Consider the following 19,691-nt stretch of genomic DNA (forward strand, 5'->3'; position numbering starts at 1 on the left):
ACGTGGACAGTGGACGATGGACGGATGCAGCTCACCCGACGGAACCTGCTCGGCGTGACCGCGGCGGCCGGCGTGACCGGCCTGGCCACCGGCTGCGAGCCGGAGCGGCAGGAGGCGGCGGGGCCGGCGGCGAGCGACGCTCCGTCCCTGGACCCGGCGAGCTGGGACAGCGTACGGGCGCAGTTCGCGCTCGACCGCAGCCGGGCGCACCTGGCCACCTTCGCCTTCTCGCCGCACCCCGCCCCGGTCCGCGCCGCCATCGCCGCCCACCGGGACGGGCTCGACCGCGACGCCGTGGGCTACCTGGGCGCCAACGAGGAACGCCTCGACGGGGCGGTGCTCGGGGCGGCGGCCCGCCACCTCGACACCCGCCCCGACCAGATCGCGCTGACCGACTCGACCACCATGGGCCTCGGGCTGGTCTACACGGCGGTGCGGCTGCGGCCGGGCGACGAGGTGCTCACCACCGAGCACGACTTCTACGCCACCCACGAGTCGTTGCGGCTGCGGGCCGAGCGGGACGGGGTGACCGTACGCCGGGTGCGCCTCTACCGGGACCCGGCGGTGACCACTGTCGACGAGATGGTCGGCAGCCTCACGGCGGCGGTCTCCCCCCGCACCCGGGTCGTGGCCCTGACCTGGGTGCACTCCAGCACCGGCGTGAAGCTGCCGATCCGGCAGCTCGCCGAGGCGGTCCGCGCGCGCAGCCCCGAGGCGCTGGTCTGCGTCGACGGGGTCCACGGTTTCGGCGCCGAGGCGGCCACCCCCGAGCAGCTCGGCTGCGACGTGCTGGTCTCGGGCTGCCACAAGTGGCTGCTCGGGCCGCGGGGCACCGGGCTGGTCTGGGGCAGCACCCGGGCGTGGAGCCGGCTGACGCCGGTCATCCCCACCTTCGACCGGCGCAGCATCGGCCGCTGGCTGTACGCCGGCACGGGCGGGCAGCCGACACCGCCGGGGCCGGCGCACACGCCCGGCGGCTACCACAGCTTCGAGCACCGGTGGGCGCTCGCCGACGCGTTCGAGTTCCACCACCGGATCGGGCCGGCGCGGGTCGCCGAGCGGGTCCGGGAGCTGGCCGGCCGGCTCAAGGAGGGCCTGGCCGGCATCCGGGGGATCCGGCTGGTCACCCCGCGCGCGGCCGACCTCTCCGCCGGGGTGGTCTGCTGCCACGTGCCCGACATCCCGGTGGGCGAGGCGGTGGGCCGGACCTACGCCGCCGGCGTGATCGCCAGCAGCACCCCGTACAACCCGTCCTACCTGCGGTTCGGCGCCACGATGGCGAACAGCGAGGCGGACGTCGACGCCGCCGTGAAGGCGGTACGCGGCCTGGTGTGAGCCCGCGCTCCGCGACCCGCAGGTGTGCCCCGGTGTATTCGGGGAATGGCACGCCGACTGGCCGGCGGCGCGAGGAGAGCTCAGGTGGGGAACGGGAGGCAGGATCCGGGGGCGCCGCGGGCCGCAGCGGCCGACCTGCCGCGCCCGGGCGCGGAGGACGACCAGCACCACAGCGGCCCGACGATGGCCGACCCGGACGTCGTCCTCCAGATCCCCCACCTCCGGGTGGACGACATCTGCGCCGAGGTCGACGACCTGGATGCCCACGTGTCCCTGCGCGCCCGGCTGGGCGGCCTGCTCCAGCTCGACGTCGGCGCGCAGGCCCGGCTGGGCACGGTCCGGATCGACATCCGCGGCGTCACGACCGAGGCGATGCTGGAGGTCCGGCTCGACGAGCTGAACGGCATCCTCGACCGCGCGTTCAGCACCGTCGACCGCAACCCGCAGATCGTCGAGGCGGCGGTCCGGACCGCCGGTACCACGGCCGGCCGGGTGGGCCGGACCACGCCGCCGGCGCCGGGTCCGCCACCCCGGGAGCCGGCCGACACCGCGGGCGGGGCGACCGGCTCGGCCGGGCGTACCGCCTGGCGGCGGATGAAGAAGATCGCCAAGGACGGCCGGCCATTGCGGCGGGCCGCGGCCCGGCTGCTTCCCGGCACGGGACCGGAGCCGCGACGCGACGGATGACCGGCCGGGCTACCCGTCCAGGTCGGTGCGCGGCAGCAGGTCAGGTGACCAGCGGACGTCGTAGCGCGGCGCGGCGACGGACTGGGCGAAGGCGGTCGACACGGCGCGTGAGCTGACGATCCGCCAGTCCACCTCCTTGTCCACCTCGAACCAGATGAGGCCGATGACGTCCCGGTGCTTCGGCAGCGACCGGAACGTCTCCCGGATCCACTCGGCCTTGCGCCCCCCGGCGTCCGAGGCACCGGTCTCGGTGACGACCAGCGGCCGCCGGCTGAAGGTGCGGATCTCCGCGATGGTGGGACCGAAGATGGCGTCGAAGTTCCAGTACCGCGACCAGGCGCCGGTGCCGTAGTAGCCGGTGGCGCCCACCCAGTCGACGTAGTCGTCGCCGGGATAGAGCTGGGCGAGGTTCGCGGTCGTCTTGCTCCACCGGGCGTTCGGGCTCCACACCCAGATGACGTTGGTGGCCCCCGCCCGCTCGAAGACGTCGTGCACGTGGCGCCAGGCCTCGACGTACTCGCCGGGCCGGTTGCCGTTGACCGTCTCGCACCACGGGTACCAGCTGCCGTTCATCTCGTGGGCGAACCGGATGGCGACCGGGTAGCCGAGCGACTTCACGCCCTCGGCCCACGAGCGCAGGTAGCTGTCGAACCCGCCGCCCGCGATCCGCGACAGCCGGTAGGTCGGCTGGGTGGACCGGAGCCGGTCGATCTGGCGGTCGGTCAGCTTCTTCTGTTTCCGGGCAGCCGTGTCCACGTGGTAGTCCCAGGGTTCCCAGCCCACCATGGGCAGCATGCCGCGGTCCCGGATCCGGTCGAAGAGCGTCCGGTCGAACGTGCCGGACTCCCACCCCACGCCGAAGAGCAGCACCTGCGGCTCGTGCCGGGCGGCCGTGGCGAAGCGGTCCACCGCCGTGAAGTCGTACGGGCCCTTGTCGGTCATCACGCCGACGAAGGCCTTGCCGGCCGGCGGGAAGAGGTCCGCGGCCAGTTGGAGTGGGGGGCCGTCGACGCCGACCGACAGCACCGTGCCCGGTTCGGCTTCCGTCGGCGGGCCGGACGCGGCCCCGGTCCCGCTCCCGGTCGTGGTGACGGGCGCGGGGGCGAAGGCGTAGGCGAGCAGCAGCGCGGCGATCACCGCCATGAGGACGCGCGGCCTGGTCACCCGTACCACGTCACCACCTTCTCGGCACCCGCTCCGACTCCGGGTGAGTTTATGCCGGTCCACTCCTTATGTCCGGTGATTAGTCCTCCAGCTTCGTGCGCAGGACCATGTCGGGCGACCACCTGAACCGGTAGCGGGGGTCGGCGACCGCCGTGGCGAAGGCCTGCGCCACGGCCGGCGAACTGACGATGCGCCAGTCCAGTTCCTTGTCCACCTCGAACCAGATGAGGCCGATGACGTCCGGGTGGCGCGGCAGGGCCCGGAAGGCCTCCGTGATCCATTCGGCCTTGCGCCCGGTGGCGTCGGTGGCGCCGGTCTCGGTGATGACCAACGGTTTCGGGCTGAACGCGCGGATCTCGGTGATGGTGGGGCCGAAGATCGAATCGAAGGACCGGTAGTCCGTGTAGGCGCCGATGCCGTAGTAACCCGTGACGCCCACCCAGTCGACGTAGTGGTCGCCCGGGTACAACCCGGACAGCTTCGGCAGCGACTCGTCCCATCGGGCGTTCGGGCTCCACACCCATGTCACGTTGGTGACACCTGCCGCGCGGAAGAGGTCATGCACGTGCCGCCACGCCTCGACGTACTCGCCGGGCCGGTTGCCGTTGCTCGCCTCGGACCACGGGTACCAGTCGCCGTTCATCTCGTGGGCCAGGCGGATGGCCACGGGGTAGCCCAGGGACCTGATCCCCTCGGCCCAGGACCGCAGGTAGGGGTCGAAGTCCCCGGCCGTGATGCGGGACAGCCGGTAGGCGGGTTGGTCGGACCTGATCTCGTCGATCTGCCGGACCGGCAGGTTCTTCTCCCGGGCCGCCTTGTCCACCCGGTAGTCCCACGGTTCCCAGCCCAGCATCGGCAGCATGCCCCGGTTGCTGATCCGGTCGAACAGCGTCCGGTCGAACGCGTCCACGTTCCACGACGCGCTGAACAACATCACCTGCGGCTGCTGTTTCGCGGCCGCCGTGAACGAGTCCAGCACCGCGAAGTCGTGGGGGCCCTTGTCGGTCATGACCCCGATGAACGCCTTGCCGGCCGGTGGGAAGAGTTCCGGCGCCGGTCCGGGCCGGGCGGCCGGCTCGGCCGTCGCGGGCGGATCGGGGCGGCGGTCCTCCCGGCCGCCGACCACGGCGGTCGGCGCCACGGCGACCGCGTAGGTCAGCAGCAGGGCTCCGGTCAGCACCAGCAGGGCGCGCCCGGCGGTCAACCTCTTCACCGCTAGTCCTCCGTGCGTGGGATCATGGCCGGCGACCAGGTGACCTGGTAGCGAGGGGCGGCGACGGCGTCGGCGAAGGCCGTGCCCACGGCCGGGGAGCTGACGATGCGCCAGTCGAGTTCCTTGTTCACCTCGAACCAGATCAGCCCGATGATGAACGGATACCTGGGCAGGGTCTGGAAGGCCTCCTTGATCCATTCCGCCTTGCGCCCGATGTGGTCGGACGCCCCGGTCTCGGTGACGACCATCGGCTTCGTGCTGAAGGTTCGGATCTCGGTGATGGTCTTCTTGAAGACCCCGTCGAAGGAGAGGTACGGCGCGAAGTCGTACTTGCCGTAGTAGCCCGTGACGCCCACCCAGTCCACGTAGTCGTCGCCCGGATAGTAGGTGGCGATCGGGGGCGTCAGATCCGTGTATCGGACGTTCGCGCTCCACACCCAGGTGACGTTCGTGGCCCCGGCCGCCCGGAACACGTCGTGCACGTGGCGCCAGGCCTTCACGAAGTCACCCGGCTGGTTGCCGTTGACCAGCTCGCACCACGGGTACCAGTAGCCGTTCATCTCGTGGGCGAAGCGGATGGCCACCGGGTAGCCGAGTGACCTGACCCCTTCGGCCCAGGACCGCACGTAGGTGTCGAACTCTCCCCCCGCTATCCGGGACAACCGGTAGCCGGGTTGGTCCGAGCGGACCGCGTCGATCTGCTGGGCGGTCAGCTTCTGCTGCCGGGCCCGCTCGTCCAGCCGGTAGTCCCAGGGTTCCCAGCCCAGCATCGGCATCATGCCGCGGTCGCGGATCCGGTCGAAGAGCGTCCGGTCGAACGTGGCGGACGCCCACCCCTCGCTGAAGAGCATGACCTGCGGCTGGTGCCGGGCGGCCGCCGCGAACCGGTCCACCGGGGCGAAGTCGTGGGGACCCTTGTCGGTCATGACCCCGATGAACGTCTTCCCCGCCGGCGGGAAGGGACCTCGCGGCCGGGGGGCCTTCGCTTCCGCCGTCACCGCTCCGCCCCGGCCCCCGGCGCCGACGGTGGGCGCCACGGCGAAGGCGTAGGTCAGCAGCAGCGCGCCCGTCAGCACCAGCACGATCCGCGGGAAGGTGAACCTGATCATCGCAGCGCCTCCTCGGCCGCGACCCGGGACCGCGGCGGATGGACCTCGGCCTTCCCGCGAGCGGGGGCGGGGGCGGGGGCGGGCACGGCCACCTCGTCCTCCTGCCGGCCGGTGGCCCGCAGGTTCGACGCGAGCGCGATCAGTGGCGGACCGAGACCGGTCAGGATGGTCAGAACGGGCCACACCCGTAGCAGGGGCGAGCTGTTGTCCAGCACGAAGCTCGCGCCGAGCAGCGCGGCGGAGACGGCCGCCCAGCAGAAGTGCAGCCGGAACGTGCGGAACGACTCGACGGTGCGCAGCTTCCCCTTGGCCGTCACCACGAACCCGAGCTTGCGGCGCAGCAGGGCGGTGAACCCGGCGGCCACGTAGACGGGACCTGCGAACAGCGCCAGCGCCATGCCGACCATGCCGATCTCTTCCCGTTCGTGCGGGGCGATGTTGAAGCGACGCAGCCAGAGCCACAGCACGAACCAGGTGCCGAAGGTCGAGCCCCAGAGCACCGACCACACGGTCACGTCGAGCTGCGCCGAACCGACCCCGGTGAGCAGGTACAGGGCGGTGGCGAGGTTGCCCAGCAGGAGGCTGACCGCGACGCTCGGGTAGTAGAACTGGAGCAGGCGGTACTGCCAGCGGCGCCGGGACGGCAGCTCGCGCGGCGCGCGCAGTTCGCGCCGGACGAGGATCTCGCAGATCCCGGCCGCCCAGCGCTTCTGCTGGTTGAAGTAGTCCGCCCACGAGGTCGGGCCCTCGCCGATGGCCACCACGTCGGGCGTGTAGACGCCCTTCCACTTGTTGCCCGTCTCCGGATTGGTCGCGGCGTGGACGCGGATGCTGGTCAGGTGGTCCTCGATGATGGAGTCCTGGTAGCCGCCGATGGTCCGCCAGGCCGCCGGCCGGTAGAGGTGGCCGGTGCCGGTGAGCAGCGGCGCGTCCAGCCCGTTGCCGCCGCGGGCGATGAGGCCGTTGTAGAGGTACTGCTGCACCGAGGCGCCGTGCGCCACGAAGTTCTGGTGCATGTTGCCGTACACCTGGGGGGTCACCACGAACGCGACGTCCGGGTCGCGGAAGTAGCCGAGGGTCCGTTCGAGGAAGTTGGGCAGCGGCACGTGGTCCGGGTCGACGTTGGCCACCACGTCGTACCGGTCCTCGTTCTCGGCCCGCCAGGCGTTGTGGTTGCCGGACTTGGTCCGGGCCCGGAACTCCCCGCCGGGCTGGTTGTACTCCGGCCGGCCCCTGCGGCTGAAGTGGTGGACGCCGAGCCGTGCGGCCATCTCCTTGACCGCCGGGTCGTCGCCCTCGTCGAGGATCCAGACGTCGACCTGTCCGCAGTAGACGATCTGCCGCAGGCGCCGCAGCGTGCGCTCCGCCACGTCGAGCGGCTCCTTGCTGGGCACGATCGTCGTGAGCAGGGCCACCCGGAGGCCGACCGGCGGGTCGACCGGCACCGGATCCCGGGCGTGGAACGCGAACACCCACACCACCACGTTCTGCGCCAGGCGGATCAGCTCGACGCCGACGACCACGCAGAAGCCCAGCCGGGCCGCGATCGTCTCCCAGCCGCCGGCGCCGAACAGGCCGGAGCCGGGCACGTGCTGGGGCAGCAGCAGCCAGCCGACGAACAGCAGCCCGGCCGCGCTGTTGACCAGTACGAGCAGGGTCAGCACCAGCCGCGCCGCGGGCGAGGCGGCGTGCCGGAACTCCACCGCCGCGTCCGGGCGCGACGGCGCGGCCAGCGGCCCGGCGGTGGCGCCGCACCTGGCGTACGCCAGGCGGGCCCGGATGTTCAACTGCCGGCGGTCCGGTCCCTTCCGGGCGGGCGGCCCGGCCGGGGCGAGCACCGGCGGACGGTTGCCCGAGGCGCCCGGCGTGCCGGCCCGGGACGGGCGTGTGTCGGCGGCGATGGCCACGTTTTCCCCCATGGTGTACTCGCCACGAACCCTGAGCGGGCAGTGGAATTGGAAAGGTCGTGATCGGTCAGCGGGCGGCGCGGTCGTCCACCAGGAGGGCCAGCGTGAACCCGGCCGGGTGCCAGACCTGCGCCACCTGGTATCCGCTGCGGAGCAGCCGCTCCGTCGGGCCGCCGACGGGCGGCACGGGATCCGTGCGTTCGCCGGGGCGGATCACCCACAGCCGCCGGACGCCCCACAGGCAACCGGCGCAGCCCTGCGGGGGCGCCGCGGCGAACAGGTCCGTCGGCCGCCGGTCGGCGGGAAGGTAGCGGGCCACCAGGGTCCGCGCGTCCGCGTCGCCGTAGACCACGCCGTCGTCGGGCAGCCGCCGCGCGCCGACGATCTCGGCGACCTCGCGGGTGGCCTGCCCGTGCCCGTCGGGCGCGCGGACGGCCGCCTGGGCCGGCGCGGCGATCAGGGCCAGCGCCGCCAGCGCCAGCACCCACCAGCGGGCGCGCACCCGGGACAGGGCGGCCGCGGCCAGCGTCGCCCACGCCGGCAGCGTGAACAGCAGGCCCGACGGTGACCAGACCGGCGTCGCCTGCGCGAGGGCCAGCAGGCCGAGCGGCGGCAGCACCGCCCACGCCGTGCAGACCGCCGCGGCGCGCCGCAGCGGAAGGCTGAACAGCGCCAGCCCGAGCAGCACGGCACCCAGCGCGGCGACGCCGAACAACTCCCGGGGCGTCGCGGCGAGGGCCGCCAGGTCGGGCCGGGCCGCCGGCGCGACCTGCCCGCCGGCGCGTACCCCGGACCAGAGCAGCGCGGCCGCGGGGAGCGCGCCGAGGAAGGCGGCGGCCAGCCACCGACCGGCCACCCCACGCCGGAAGGCGAGCACGACCCAGCCGTGCCCGACGAGCAGCAGGAGTGCCACCGCGTGACACAGGCCCAGCAGGGCCACCGCGGCGGCGTAGGGGGCGAGGCGGCGCAGGCTCGGTCGGTCCAGGGCGGGCAGCAGGAACCAGGTGGCGAGCACCGCGGCGAACAGCGCCGGGGCGTACGGCTGGGCCTCCTGGGCGTGCCGGGTGACGCTCGGCAGCAGCGCGAAGATCACGCCGGCCAGGAGACCCGTGCGCGGCGCGAACATGCGGGCGGCCAGCCCGCCGACGAGTGCGGCGGCCGCCGCCACGGCGAGCAGGGACGGCACGCGCAGCGCGAGGTCGGAGGTGCCGAACGCCGCCGCCCAGGCGCGCATCAGCAGGTGGTAGGGCACGAGCGCGACGTCGCCGTCGGGCAGCCCGTCCGGCCAGGGCGAGGTGGCGGCCCGCCAGGTCGCCAGTTCCGCCAGGCGCAGGCCGGGAGTGCCGGCTCCCACGGCGCCGAGCGCGCCGGCCAGCAGCGCCGGCAGCAGCCATGCGGCGAGCCGCCATCGGGGGGCGTCGGCCGGCGGACGGTGCCCGCCGGCCCGGGAACCGACCGCACGGTCCTCGCCCCACGGGTCCTCGACCCGGATCTCTCCCGAGCCGAGCCGGGGAAGGACCATGGTGTCCGCGTCCATCATCGTGACTCACGCATCCCTGTGGGTGCCGGCGACCTGGTTCCAGCCGCCCCGGGGCGACGCCGGATCGGCGTGCTCGCGACGGTGCGAACCGCCTGCGCGGCCGGCACCGGGAGTCCCGGGTCGAGGACTGGGTGACACCGTGGAGCTTAATGATTCATTCCGGCATAACGCTCATATAAGACGAACCGGACGAGCCGTTACCCCGGACGGGGGAGGCCACCGAAGCGGCGTCCTCCGCGCCCCGACACTCGACGGTTGGAGCTGCTCCGAACCGCCGCCGGACGGCGGTTTTCATGCGAGCATCGGTCCGGCCGGGCCACGGCGACCACCCCGCCGCTCCGAGGGGCCACGTGCCAGCACGCGGGGGGCCGACGGGTGAGGCACTGGTCCGGCGGGGCGTGCACCGGCCGGCCGTGACCCAGGTCCCGGACCCGGAGCTGCGCAACGAGCAGGACATGATCGTCCGGGTGCGCAAGAGCGCTGCTACGGCCACCCGCACGCCCCCGGCGGCTTCGCCGGCGGCCACGCCCAGTACGTGCTTCGACGGAGCCGGCCGTGGCGCCGTCACGGCCGACCCTGTCGGCCAGGTCACTTCAGTGCACGAAACTTTGCACAGCCTGCAAGATCGCCTGTAGGGTCGCGCGGTGACCCCGGACAGCCCTCCCGCCGACGGCGGCCTCCGCGACCGCAAGAAGCGGCGGACCCGCACGGCGCTGGCCACCGCGGCGCTGCGCCTGGTCGCCGAGCACGGGCTCGACCAGGTGACCGTCGAGGAGATCAGCGCGGCGGCCGACGTCTCCTCCCGCACCTTCTTCAACTACTTCCCGAGCAAGGACGACGCGCTCATCGGGGACCAGGCCGCGCTCAACGCCCGGTTCGTGGCGCGGCTCGCCGAGGTGCCTCCGGAGGTGCCCGCCCTCGCGGCCGTCCGCGCGGCGCTCGGCGAGGTGATCGAGGAGTTGCAGGAGGACCGCGAGCTGTGGCTGCTCCGGATGGACGTGGTCACGCGCAATCCCGTCCTGCTGCCGCGGCTGGTCAGCGCGGGCGCCGAGGCGGAGCGGGCGCTGACCGACGTCGTCGCCGCCCGGGTGGGCGTACCCGCGGACCACGGGTTCCCGGCCCTGCTCACCACCGTCACCGGCGCCGCGTTCCGCCTCGCCGCGCTCCGCTGGGCCGCCACCGCCGGCGCCCGGTCTCTCGCCGACCTGGTCGACGAGGCGTTCGACGCCCTCGCCGCCGGGCTGCCCGATCCCGGTCCGGCCCGACCGTCCCGCCCGTCCCGCACCCCGAGTTGAGGAACCGCATGTCCGTACCCACCGTGCCCGCCGACGCCGCCGAGGTCGCCCCGGCACGCATGTCCCGCCGCGAAGTCCTCCAGGCCCTCTCCGGCCTCATGGTGGGCATGTTCGTGTCGATCCTCGCGTCGACCGTGGTGGCCAACGCGCTGCCGCGCATCATCGCCGACCTGAACGGCAGCCAGACCGTCTACACGTGGATCGTGACCACCGAGCTGCTGGCCATGACGGCGACCGTGCCGCTCTGGGGCAAGCTGGCCGACCTCTACAGCAAGAAGCTGCTCATCCAGTCGTCCCTCGGCCTGTTCGTGATCGGCTCGCTGATCGCCGGCTTCACCCCGAACGTCGAGGTGCTGCTGGTGAGCCGGATCGTGCAGGGCGTCGGGGCGGGCGGCATGACGGCGCTGGCCACCATCGTGATGGCCGCCATGATCCCGCCGCGCGAACTCGGCCGGTACGCGGGCATCTTCGGCGCCGTATTCGGCGTCGGCACGATCGCCGGCCCACTCATCGGCGGGGTCCTGGTCGACACCTCGTGGCTGGGCTGGCGCTGGTGCTTCCTGATCGGCGTTCCGTTCACCCTCCTGTCGATCTTCCTGCTCCAGCGGACGCTGCACCTGCCGGTCGTCCGCCGCGAGGTGCGGATCGACTGGCTCGGCGCGGCCCTCATCACCACGGGCGTATCGCTGCTGCTGGTCTGGTCGTCGCTGGCCGGGCACAAGTTCGCCTGGGCCTCCGGCTGGACGGCGCTCATGGTCGCCGGCGGTGTCGCGGTGCTGGCCGTGGCGGTGTTCGTGGAGTCCCGGGCCGCCGAGCCGATCGTTCCGCTGGACATCTTCCGCAACCGGACCGTCTCGCTGGCCACCGTGGCCAGCGTCCTGGTCGGCGTGGCGATGTTCGGCGGCACCGTCTTCCTGTCCCAGTACTTCCAGATCTCGCTGGGCAAGTCGCCGACCGTGGCCGGCCTCATGAGCCTGCCGATGATCTTCGGGCTGCTGGTGTCCTCGACCGTCGCCGGCCAGCTCATCACCCGGTACGGCCGCTGGAAGATCTTCCTGGTCGCCGGTGGCGCCGTCATGACGGCCGGGATGGTGCTGCTCGGCACCATCGGAGCCGGCACCAGCGTCGTCGTCCTCTCGATCTACATGGCGGTGCTCGGCATCGGCGTCGGCATGCTCATGCAGAACCTGGTGCTGGCCGCCCAGAACGACGTGCCCGCCCAGGAACTCGGCGCGGCCACCTCCGTGCTGACCTTCTTCCGCAGCATGGGCGGCGCCATCGGTGTCAGCGCCCTGGGCGCCGTCCTGGCCAACCGGGTCACCGACCTGATGACCGAGCGGCTCGGCCCGGCCGCGACCGGCGGGGGCGGCTCCGCCGCCGTGCCGGACCTGTCCACGCTGCCCGAGCCGCTGCTGCGCATCGTGCAGGACGTCTACGGCACCGCCACGGCCGAGCTGTTCCTGGTCGGCGCGCCGCTGGCCCTGCTCGCCATGGTGGTGGTGCTCTTCATCAAGGAGAAGCCCCTGCACACGCTGAGCGGTGACGAGCGGCGGGCGCAGGAGGAGGCGGCGCAGGCCGCGGCGGTCGGCCACTGACGCGGTCCTTGCGCGGGTTCGCGCAGCCGCGGTTCCGGGGCTGCGCGGACCCGCGCCGGATGGAAGGATGACCCGGTGTCATCCCTCGCGTTACCGCACGTGACCTTCCTCGGCGGGCATCCGCGTGGCACCGGCGAGACGACGGGGCTGACGGCCGTCCTCGACCGCTCCGGCATCGACCTGCGCCGGCCGTTCCGGCGGTTCCTGCGCCTGCCCTGGCCCACCCTGCGCGGGCTGGACATCCGCACCCCGAGCCTCCTCTCCATGGCGCTCGCCGGTTCCGGCCTGCGCTCCGGCGGCGCGCACCTCGACCTGCACCTGGACGAGGGGGTCTGCCGGCTGCACGTTCCGGGCACGCCGGCGCCGGAGCTGCGGGAACGGCTCGCCGCGTGGGCGGCCGACGAGGCGGGTCCGCCCGCGCCGCTGCCCGCCACGCCCCCGCCGCCGCCCCGTCAGGCGCGCGGTCCGGCCGACGTGGTCCGGATGTCCCTCGACATCTGGCGGGCCGCCGGCGTCGGGCGGGAGGGGGTGCCCGACCGCAACACCCTGGCCTACCGGCTCAGCCTGGCCGAGGACCACCGCCACTGTGGCCGGTTCGCCGAGGCCGTCGCCCTGCTCGAACCCCTTGCCGCCGGGGCGGCCGCGGCGTTCGGTCCGCTCGACGACGGCACCCTCGCCGTCCGCAACGAGCTCGGCCAGGCCTACCTGGCCGCCGGTCAGGTCGACGACGGGCTGGACGTGCTGCGGGAGGTGCTGACCGCCGCCGAGCACGGTCAGGGCGCCGACGGCGACCTGACCCTCGTCATCCGCAACAACCTGGCGGTCGGCTACCAGCAGGCCGGCCAGTACGCGCAGGCCGTCGAGCTGCACGAGCAGAACATCCGGCACAGCGAGCGCCGGCACGGGCGGCAGAGCCGGCAGACGGTCGGCCGGCGCAACAACCTGGCCGCCACGCTGGCGCTGGCCGGCTACCGGCGGCGGGCCATCGCCCTCTACTGGGAGGTGCTCGACGCGCTGCCGGCCCACGACGACAGCCTGGCGGTCACCGCCCGCCAGAACCTGGCCATCCTGCACAACCCGACCTGGCGGCCGTGACCGGTCAGGGCCGGGGCGACGAGGGCTCCGCCCGGCGGGCGCGCGGCACCACGTCGTCCTTGCGGACGATGGCCGTGATCTGCTCGCCGATCTCGCGGGTGAGCCGATCCGGACAGGGCAGTCCGAGCTGGAGGGCCAGTTCCCGGCCGTAGAGGTCGACGGCGGCCTCGGCCAGGTCGGCGTAGACCGCGACGGCCAGGCGGGCGCGGTAGCGCGCGGTGGGCAACGCCACGAGGCCGACCACGAGGGCCGGCCACCACAACGCCCCGAGGGCGGCGTACAGCAGGCCCCAACCGACCAGCCGGGCCGCCGCCCCGCACCGCTCCTGCGCGGCCGCCAGCTCGCCCCGCGCCTCGTCGGGCAGCAGCAACCACAGCCGCGGCCACCCGCTCGCCAGGTCGAGCCCGTAGCCGCGGTGCACCCGGACGTCGGTCGCGTGCAGCCGGTCGCCCACCCAGGTGGGCCGCGCCGGCTCCACGAGGCAGACGGCCGCCCGGCGGGCGATGGCCCGGCGCGTCCGGTCGCGCAGCGCGGGGTCGCCGGGGTCCGCGAGCAGCGCGCGTTCGGCGGCCCGCACGGCGGCGTCGGCCCGCTCCCACCGGCGGCGCCGCCCGGCGGCGAGCCGGCCCAGCACCGGCCCGGACCCGGCCAGGCTCCACGTCCAGGAGACGAGCACGCCCACCGACTGCGCGACGAGCCCGGCCGCCGCCGCGCCGAGCAGGAACGCGGCCGCGCCGATCAGCAGGCCCGCTCCCGATCCGCCGGCCGGCCCGACGGCCAGCCCCTCCCACCAGGCCGCCAGGGCCCGCTGGTCGACGGCGTGCCGCTGGCCGAGGACCCGGGCCAGGACCACCGCGGCGGCGAACAGGGCGCCCGGCAGCAGCAGTGCCGCCGTCCAGCGGGTCACCAGTTGCTTGCCCAGCTCGGCGAGGAAGGCGTTCACAACACGATCCGGCGCTGCCCGAACGGCGTACCGGTCAGCCCGCACACCGGCCGGTCACCGTCGCCTTCGGGCACCGCCCGGGGGCACGGCAGCGGGCTCGGGCAGCCCCAGGCGACGACCGTGGGATGCCCGCCCCCGCCGAGCCAGGGCTCGAAGCCGCGTACGCCGGTGGTCAGCCCGTCGACGCCGTGCCGGGCGAAGGCGTCGTCGAGCCGGTCGAGGTCCTCCTCCAGGTGGTGGTCCAGCCGGCCCTGGGCCACGGCCTCGGCGATCCGGTCGAGCACGTCGGCGACGCCGTAGCGCTCGGCATGCCGGCGCACCTGCTCACCGTCGGCCTGACGGCACAGCCGGCCGACGCGTTCCGCGACGAGTTCCAAGGCGGCTCCCCGGGCACCGGTTGGCTTCCACTGCCACCCTATCGACCGGGGCGCCCGGCGACCGTCCCCAAGGGTGGGTCACGCGCCGCTTCCGCCGAACGGCCGGGGCGGGCAGGATGGGCGGTGGAGATCGCAGGCCGACACGGGGGTCGAGTGGCGATGTCGAGACGGACCACCACCGCCGCGGTCCGGCGCGTCACGGCGGTGACCGAGGAGTACGAGCGCACCGGTGACCCGTCCGTCCTCACGGGACCGGAGCTGTGGGCGGACGCGCACCTGCTCGCCGCGGCGGCCGGCGACCGGAGCGCCGGCCGGGCGGCGGCGCGCGCACTGGCCCGGCTGCACTGGTACCGCTACCTCGACCGGCCCGGGCTGGACGGCCTGCGGGAACGTGCGGCAGCCGTCACGCTGTTCCGGCAGGGGTGCCGCGACGACCCGGACGCGGTGCCGGAGCTGATCCGCGACGAGCAGCCGGAGGCCGGCCGACCCGATGCGCCACGGCTGTCCGAGGTCCTGCTCAGCCAGCAGCAGGCCGACCGGATCGCGGCGCTCCGGGAGCGGCACCGGGCGGGTTCCGGGAAGGCCCTGCGGATGCTCGTCACGCTCTACCGGGAGTGGTTGCCCTACCTGGGCCGCGAGCGCGACGAGGCGGCGGACCGGCTCCGCGCCGCGCTACTGACCGACCTCGCCGAGGCGCTGACGGCCCTCGCCGAGGACGGCGGCGACGGCCGGACCTACGACGAGGCCCTGGACGCCGTGTCGCAGGCCGTGGCCGCCACCTCGGCGCGGGACCCCCACCGGCTGCAGCGGCTGGTCCGCCGCGGCCGCCTGTTCGAGCTCTACTTCGACCGGGGCGCCGGGCCGCGGGCCCTGGTGCTGGCCGTCGGCGACTACCGCCGGGCCGCGCAGCTCGCCTGGGGACGACACCCCATCGACCCGCGGGTGGCGACGTGGCTCGGCGCGGCGCTGTGCCGGCTGCACGACGTCCCGGAGCAGGGGTCGGTGGCGCTCCTGCTCGAGGCGACGGCCGCCTGGCGCGACGCGGTCCTCACCATGCCACCCGACCACCCGGCGGCGGCACCGGCCCTCGAGCGGCTGAACACCGTCGTCAACCTGCTGGTCCAGGAGCTCGGCGCGGATCCGGCCGGCACGATCGTGACCGCGTCCGACCAGCCGGCCGTGCTCGACCGGCTGCTGCGGCGGGCCGAGGAACTGGCCGGACGGGTCGCGGTGGACGCCACACCGCCGGCCCTGGCGGAGCGGTACGAGTCGGCCGCCGTGCTGGCCGCCGCGGTGCCGGGCTTCCATCCGGGGCGGGCGCGGGCCCTGCTCCTGCTCGGCGAGGCGGAGCTGGCCCGCTGGGAGCACGGCGGCGAACTGGAGGGCGCGGCGCGGGCGGCGTCCTGGGCGCAACTGGCCCTGGACGTCGCCGAGCCGGGGCACCCGCTGCGGCGGGAGGCGCTCAACCTGCTGGCGGGCGCCGCCACCCAGGCGGGGGTGCACGGGCAGGTCGAGCACCTGGTCGAGGTCGCCGTCTCCGCGGCGCGCGCGGCGCTAAACCTCGCCGACGAGCAGCCGGACGCACGCCCGCAGCAGCTCGTGGTCCTGGCCAGCACCCTGGCCGACGCCGGTTGGCTGGCCGACGACCCGGAACTGCTGGACGAGGCGCTGCGCCACCAGCGGGAGGCGCTGGAGCAGACGCCCGCGCGGCACCAGGCGTACCCGCTGCGGCTCATGAAGCTCGCCGGGATGCTGTCCCGCCGGGTCGTGCTGGCGCCCGACGACACGCTGCTCGCCGAGGCGGTGGAGACCAGTCGCCGTGCCGTCGAGGCGCTGCCCGCCGGCGACTCCCGCCGGGTCGGTTTCCTGCACAACCAGGCGAGCAGCCTGGCTCTCCTGTCGGTGCGCCGGGCCGACGAGGCCGGCCTGCTGGCGGCCGAGGACACCTTCCGTGCCGCGCTCGCCCTGCTGCCGCCGGGGCACCCGGACCACCCCCGGATCGGCAGCTCGATCGCGGACACCCGCTACCAGCGGTATCTGCTGGGCGGTGACCTCGATGTGCTGGCCGACGCCGTGCGGCTGGCCCGCGAGGCGGTGGCGCAGACCCCGACCGGGCACCACTGGTGGCCGCTGCGGGCCCGGCTGCTCGCCCGGGCCGCGGCCACGCTGGCCCGGGCGGGCGGCCCGGACGCCGAAGCGGCGCGGAGCGAGGCCATCGCGACGTACGCCGCCATCGCCGCGTCGCCCGGGGTGGAGCCGGCGAACGCGATCGACGCGGAACGCCAGCAGGCCGAGCTGGCCCGGGAGGCCGGCGATCCCGCGGCCCGGCTGGCCGCCCTGGAGCGGGCCGTGCGGCAGCTCCCGGCCTCGGTCGACCGGTCGTCGTCCGGGCACCGCCGGCTCGGCGCGGTCGGCGCGCTGGGCGGGGTGGCGACCGAGGCGGCCGCCGCGGCGATCGCGGCGGGCGACGCCGACGGGGCGGTCGAACTCCTGGAACGCGGCCGGGGCCTGCTGTTCCACGAGGCGCTGGGTATCCGCGGTGGCCGGGTGGAGCTGCGCGCCGTCGACGCCCGGCTCGCCGCGGAACTCGACCGGATCGACCGGAAGCTGGCCGAGGCGGACGCCTACACGCAGGTCCGGAAGTTCACCGTCCAGGTGGAACGCCGGACGGACTCCGGTGAGGTCCTGGCCAGCTCCACCCGGGACTGGGATCCCCGACCGGTCTGGCTCGCCCAGACCCGGCAGCTCGCCGCCGAACGGGACCGCGTTGTCGAGCGGATCCGGCGGCTACCGGGGTTCACCGACTTCCTCCGGCCGCCGTCGATGCCGCTGCTGCGCCGCCGCCTGGCCGGGATGCCGGTCGCCGTCGTCACCGCGCACGGCGACCGGGGCGACGCGCTGCTCGTCCCGGCGGACCCCGAGCGGCCCGTGCGGCCGGTGCGGCTGCCCGACCTGCGCGCGGCCACGGTGCAGCGGCACGTCGTGCGCTGGTACGCGGCGGTGGCCGACGCGACCGACCCGACGGTGCCGTTCGACCGGCGCGCCGCCGCCCAGGAGGACCTGCACGGCATCCTGGCCTGGCTGTGGGACGCCGTCGCCGGGCCGGTGCTCGACGTGCTGGCCCCGGCGGACGAGCCGCCGCCGCGGATCTGGTGGTGCCCGGTCGGCGCGCTGGCCCGCCTCCCGCTGCACGCGGCCGGTCACCACCGCGAGCCGGGCGGCCGGGACACCGTCCTCGACCGCGCCGTGTCGTCCTGGACGCCGACGCTCACGGCCCTGGCCCACGCGGGGGCCGACCGGCCGCCGCGGCCGACGGCCGCCACGGCCGCCGTCGTGGGCGTGCCGACCGCGCGGGACCTGCCGGCGCTGTCCCAGGTACGCGCCGAGGTCGAGCAGGTCGCCCGGTTCATGCCGGGCTCCACCGTGCTGGCGGGGACCGAGGTGGCGCCGGACGCGGTCGAGGACGCGCTCCGGGAGCACCCGATCGCGCACTTCGCCTGCCACGCCGAGGCCGACACGCGCATCGCCTCGATGCTGACCGGCGGGCTGCGCATCGGCGGCGGGCGCTCGCTCAGCCCGCACATGGTGGGCGCCTACCACCTGGAGCGGGCCGAACTGGCGTTCCTGTCCGCGTGCGGCTCCGCCGCGACGCACCCGCGGTTGACCGACGAACCGCTGCACCTGGCCGCGGCGTTCCAGCTCGCGGGCTTCCGGGGGGTGATCGGCACGACCTGGCGGACCCCGGACAGCGCGCGGGTCGCCGCGGCGTTCTACGCCGCGCTGACCGACGGCGGGACCCGCCCGCCGGACACCGCGGCGGCGGCCCGGGTGCTCACCGAGACGGTACGGGCCGTCCGCGACGAGTTCCCGGCGACGCCGACGCGGTGGGCCGGTCACCTCCACGTCGGACTGAACCGGCCGCTGTGAGCCCCCGACACGGGTGAGCGGCCCGCCGTGCGGCTATTCCGCCATCCGCGCGGACACGGCGATGACGAGCACGAGTGGCACGAGCAACAGCACCGGCGACCATGCGGTCAGGTGGATGGCCGTCAGGGCGCCGACGCCGGCGCCGCTCATCAGGGCCAGCAGGACGTGCGCCTTGGGCCGCAGGGTGTGCCACGGGCTCCGCGCGGCGACACCGGCGATCAGACTCGTCAGGGTGCCGGTCAGGTAGGTCGAGGAGAGGCCGGGTACGCCGAACCGTTGGATGGCGCTGCTCTGCACGCCCAGCGCCGCTGCCGACAGCATCAGGAGCCCGAGACCGACGTGCGGTGAACGACTGGGCGGGTTGACCTCCCAGACGACGAGAAAGACGAGGAACACCAGGAGTTCCAGGACGAGCGCCCGCGTGACCCGGCGCGGCCAGACCGGGTCGTCCGGTTGCGCCGAGCCGACGAGGCGGGCGCCGGCGAGGACGCCGGCGATGAAACTGACGATGGCGCAGCCCGAGGTCACGGCGAGTTCGGCATGGCCGCTGCCCGCCGAGAGCCCGAGCAGGACCATGTTGCCCGTCATGACGCTCGAGAACGCTCCGCCGAGGGCGAGGAAGCCGACGGCGTCGGCGCTCCCGGTCAGGAAGGTGAGGACGACGACGAGGGCGTGCCTGCGTCGGAGGAGGTCCTGGTCGCCCTTCGCCGCGACGCGAAAACGTACGACGTTCGGAAGTGTTCTCAGCACTGTCGGCTATCCTTCGCAAATTGTTCTTCGTATACGCTTCGTCGGAGCTGGTTCACGGGAAGGCGATCAGATTGGCTGAAGACCTGCGGGGCAAACTCGGCGCTCAACACCTGCCGCTACGCGACCAGGTCCTCGCCGCACTACGGACCGCCATCATCGACGGCGACTACCTTCCTGGGGAGCGGCTGACCGAGGACCGGCTGGCCGAGGACTTCGGCGTCTCCCGTAACCCCGTCCGGGAGGCGCTGCGCGTCGCGGAGGCGGAGGGTTTCGTGGTGATCCTGCCCCGCCGCGGTGCGGTGGTCGCCTCGCCGAGCAGCGAGGCCCTCGCGGACATGTTCGCCGTCCGCCAGCGCCTGGAGTCGCTGGCCGCCCGGCTGGCGGCCGAGCGGGCGACGGCGGCCGACGTGGCCGCCCTGCGGGCACTGCTCGACCAGGGCCACGCGGCGACGGAGCAGCAGGACCTGCGCCGGGTCGCCGAGCTGAACAGTGTCCTCCACCTGCGGATCCTCGAGATCAGCGGAAACCCCTGGCTGTCGTCGATCGCCAAGGCGCTGTACCTCCACGTGCAGTGGGTCTTCCGGCTGGGCGCGGCGGAACGGGCACCACACTCGTGGGCCGAACACATCCAGCTGGTCGACGCCATCGAGTCGGGTGACGGCGAGCGGGCCGAGCGAGCCGCACTGGCCCACCTCGACGCCGCCTCCGCCGCCGCGTACGAGAACGCCGAGGGCGGGTACCGCCCCCGCTGACA

Annotated in this window: 15 protein-coding genes; 7 read left to right on the plus strand and 8 right to left on the minus strand. The window is 74.5% G+C overall.

What is annotated here, in order from left to right:
• Positions 1-24: 24 nt before the first annotated feature.
• Both GA0070214_RS04060 and GA0070214_RS04065 read left to right on the plus strand, forming a co-directional pair.
• Entirely contained in the window at positions 25-1,335 is a 1,311-nt protein-coding gene (locus GA0070214_RS04060; protein WP_244167537.1) for an aminotransferase class V-fold PLP-dependent enzyme, read from the plus strand.
• An 84-nt stretch (positions 1,336-1,419) separates the two neighbouring features.
• Positions 1,420-2,022, plus strand: coding sequence for a hypothetical protein (locus GA0070214_RS04065; RefSeq protein ID WP_091259094.1), 603 nt, complete (start codon positions 1,420-1,422; stop codon positions 2,020-2,022).
• Between the two features lie 9 nt (positions 2,023-2,031).
• Here the strand turns inward: GA0070214_RS04065 and GA0070214_RS04070 are convergent, their stop codons facing one another.
• From GA0070214_RS04070 to GA0070214_RS04090, 5 genes are all read right to left on the minus strand, one after another.
• On the minus strand, positions 2,032-3,186 hold the full coding sequence (locus GA0070214_RS04070; protein ID WP_244167538.1) for a glycoside hydrolase family 26 protein: 1,155 nt from the start codon (positions 3,184-3,186) through the stop codon (positions 2,032-2,034).
• A gap of 79 nt (positions 3,187-3,265) precedes the next feature.
• Positions 3,266-4,399, minus strand: a complete 1,134-nt coding sequence (locus GA0070214_RS04075; RefSeq protein ID WP_091259098.1) for a glycoside hydrolase family 26 protein — start codon at positions 4,397-4,399, stop codon at positions 3,266-3,268.
• 2 nt (positions 4,400-4,401) lie between these two features.
• Positions 4,402-5,508 carry a glycoside hydrolase family 26 protein gene (locus GA0070214_RS04080; protein ID WP_091259100.1) on the minus strand — a complete coding sequence of 369 codons (1,107 nt, stop codon included), beginning with the start codon at positions 5,506-5,508 and terminating at the stop codon, positions 4,402-4,404.
• Entirely contained in the window at positions 5,505-7,427 is a 1,923-nt protein-coding gene (locus GA0070214_RS04085) for a glycosyltransferase family 2 protein (RefSeq protein ID WP_244167539.1), read from the minus strand. Before GA0070214_RS04085 ends, GA0070214_RS04080 begins: the two co-directional genes overlap by 4 nt.
• Positions 7,428-7,482: 55 nt before the next feature.
• Positions 7,483-8,955, minus strand: coding sequence for a glycosyltransferase family 39 protein (locus tag GA0070214_RS04090; protein ID WP_091259104.1), 1,473 nt, complete (start codon positions 8,953-8,955; stop codon positions 7,483-7,485).
• Positions 8,956-9,599: 644 nt separating this feature from the next.
• On the opposite strand from GA0070214_RS04090, the gene GA0070214_RS04100 reads away from it, so the two are divergent.
• The 3 genes from GA0070214_RS04100 to GA0070214_RS04110 all read left to right on the plus strand — a co-directional run bounded on the left by GA0070214_RS04100 (position 9,600) and on the right by GA0070214_RS04110 (position 12,940).
• Positions 9,600-10,250, plus strand: a complete 651-nt coding sequence (locus tag GA0070214_RS04100; protein ID WP_091259108.1) for an acyl-CoA-like ligand-binding transcription factor — start codon at positions 9,600-9,602, stop codon at positions 10,248-10,250.
• 8 nt (positions 10,251-10,258) lie between these two features.
• The gene (locus GA0070214_RS04105) at positions 10,259-11,845 is read left to right on the plus strand and encodes an MDR family MFS transporter (protein WP_091259110.1); all 1,587 of its coding nucleotides are present in this window, start codon (positions 10,259-10,261) and stop codon (positions 11,843-11,845) included.
• 75 nt (positions 11,846-11,920) lie between these two features.
• A complete protein-coding gene (locus tag GA0070214_RS04110; protein WP_139141741.1) occupies positions 11,921-12,940 on the plus strand; it encodes a tetratricopeptide repeat protein in 1,020 nt (339 codons plus the stop codon).
• Positions 12,941-12,944: 4 nt separating this feature from the next.
• Here the strand turns inward: GA0070214_RS04110 and GA0070214_RS04115 are convergent, their stop codons facing one another.
• Together GA0070214_RS04115 and GA0070214_RS04120 are read right to left on the minus strand one after the other, a co-directional pair.
• Positions 12,945-13,883 carry a hypothetical protein gene (locus GA0070214_RS04115; RefSeq protein WP_091259114.1) on the minus strand — a complete coding sequence of 313 codons (939 nt, stop codon included), beginning with the start codon at positions 13,881-13,883 and terminating at the stop codon, positions 12,945-12,947.
• On the minus strand, positions 13,880-14,260 hold the full coding sequence (locus GA0070214_RS04120) for a hypothetical protein (RefSeq protein ID WP_091259116.1): 381 nt from the start codon (positions 14,258-14,260) through the stop codon (positions 13,880-13,882). The genes GA0070214_RS04115 and GA0070214_RS04120 overlap by 4 nt, the downstream gene beginning before the upstream one ends.
• Before the next feature lie 159 nt (positions 14,261-14,419).
• On the opposite strand from GA0070214_RS04120, the gene GA0070214_RS04125 reads away from it, so the two are divergent.
• A complete protein-coding gene (locus GA0070214_RS04125) occupies positions 14,420-18,187 on the plus strand; it encodes a CHAT domain-containing protein (protein ID WP_091259119.1) in 3,768 nt (1,255 codons plus the stop codon).
• A 33-nt stretch (positions 18,188-18,220) separates the two neighbouring features.
• On the opposite strand, the gene GA0070214_RS04130 is transcribed toward GA0070214_RS04125, so the two are convergent.
• Positions 18,221-18,937 (minus strand): YoaK family protein, encoded by a 717-nt coding sequence (locus GA0070214_RS04130; protein WP_091259121.1) that lies wholly within the window; start codon positions 18,935-18,937, stop codon positions 18,221-18,223.
• A gap of 71 nt (positions 18,938-19,008) precedes the next feature.
• Here GA0070214_RS04130 and GA0070214_RS04135 point away from each other — a divergent pair, with 71 nt between their 5' ends.
• Entirely contained in the window at positions 19,009-19,689 is a 681-nt protein-coding gene (locus GA0070214_RS04135) for a GntR family transcriptional regulator (RefSeq protein WP_167364187.1), read from the plus strand.
• Positions 19,690-19,691 lie beyond the last annotated feature (2 nt).

It is taken from the genome of Micromonospora chaiyaphumensis (assembly GCF_900091435.1).
Taxonomy (GTDB): domain Bacteria; phylum Actinomycetota; class Actinomycetes; order Mycobacteriales; family Micromonosporaceae; genus Micromonospora; species Micromonospora chaiyaphumensis.

What these genes read in the sequence shown, in the direction of transcription:
- GA0070214_RS04060 (WP_244167537.1), top strand. Translation starts at nt 25, where the DNA reads ATGCAGCTCACCCGACGGAACCTGCTCGGCGTGACCGCGGCGGCCGGC.
- GA0070214_RS04080 (WP_091259100.1), bottom strand. Translation starts at nt 5,508, where the DNA reads ATGATCAGGTTCACCTTCCCGCGGATCGTGCTGGTGCTGACGGGCGCG.
- GA0070214_RS04085 (WP_244167539.1), bottom strand. Translation starts at nt 7,427, where the DNA reads ATGGGGGAAAACGTGGCCATCGCCGCCGACACACGCCCGTCCCGGGCC.
- GA0070214_RS04090 (WP_091259104.1), bottom strand. Translation starts at nt 8,955, where the DNA reads ATGATGGACGCGGACACCATGGTCCTTCCCCGGCTCGGCTCGGGAGAG.
- GA0070214_RS04105 (WP_091259110.1), top strand. Translation starts at nt 10,259, where the DNA reads ATGTCCGTACCCACCGTGCCCGCCGACGCCGCCGAGGTCGCCCCGGCA.
- GA0070214_RS04125 (WP_091259119.1), top strand. Translation starts at nt 14,420, where the DNA reads ATGTCGAGACGGACCACCACCGCCGCGGTCCGGCGCGTCACGGCGGTG.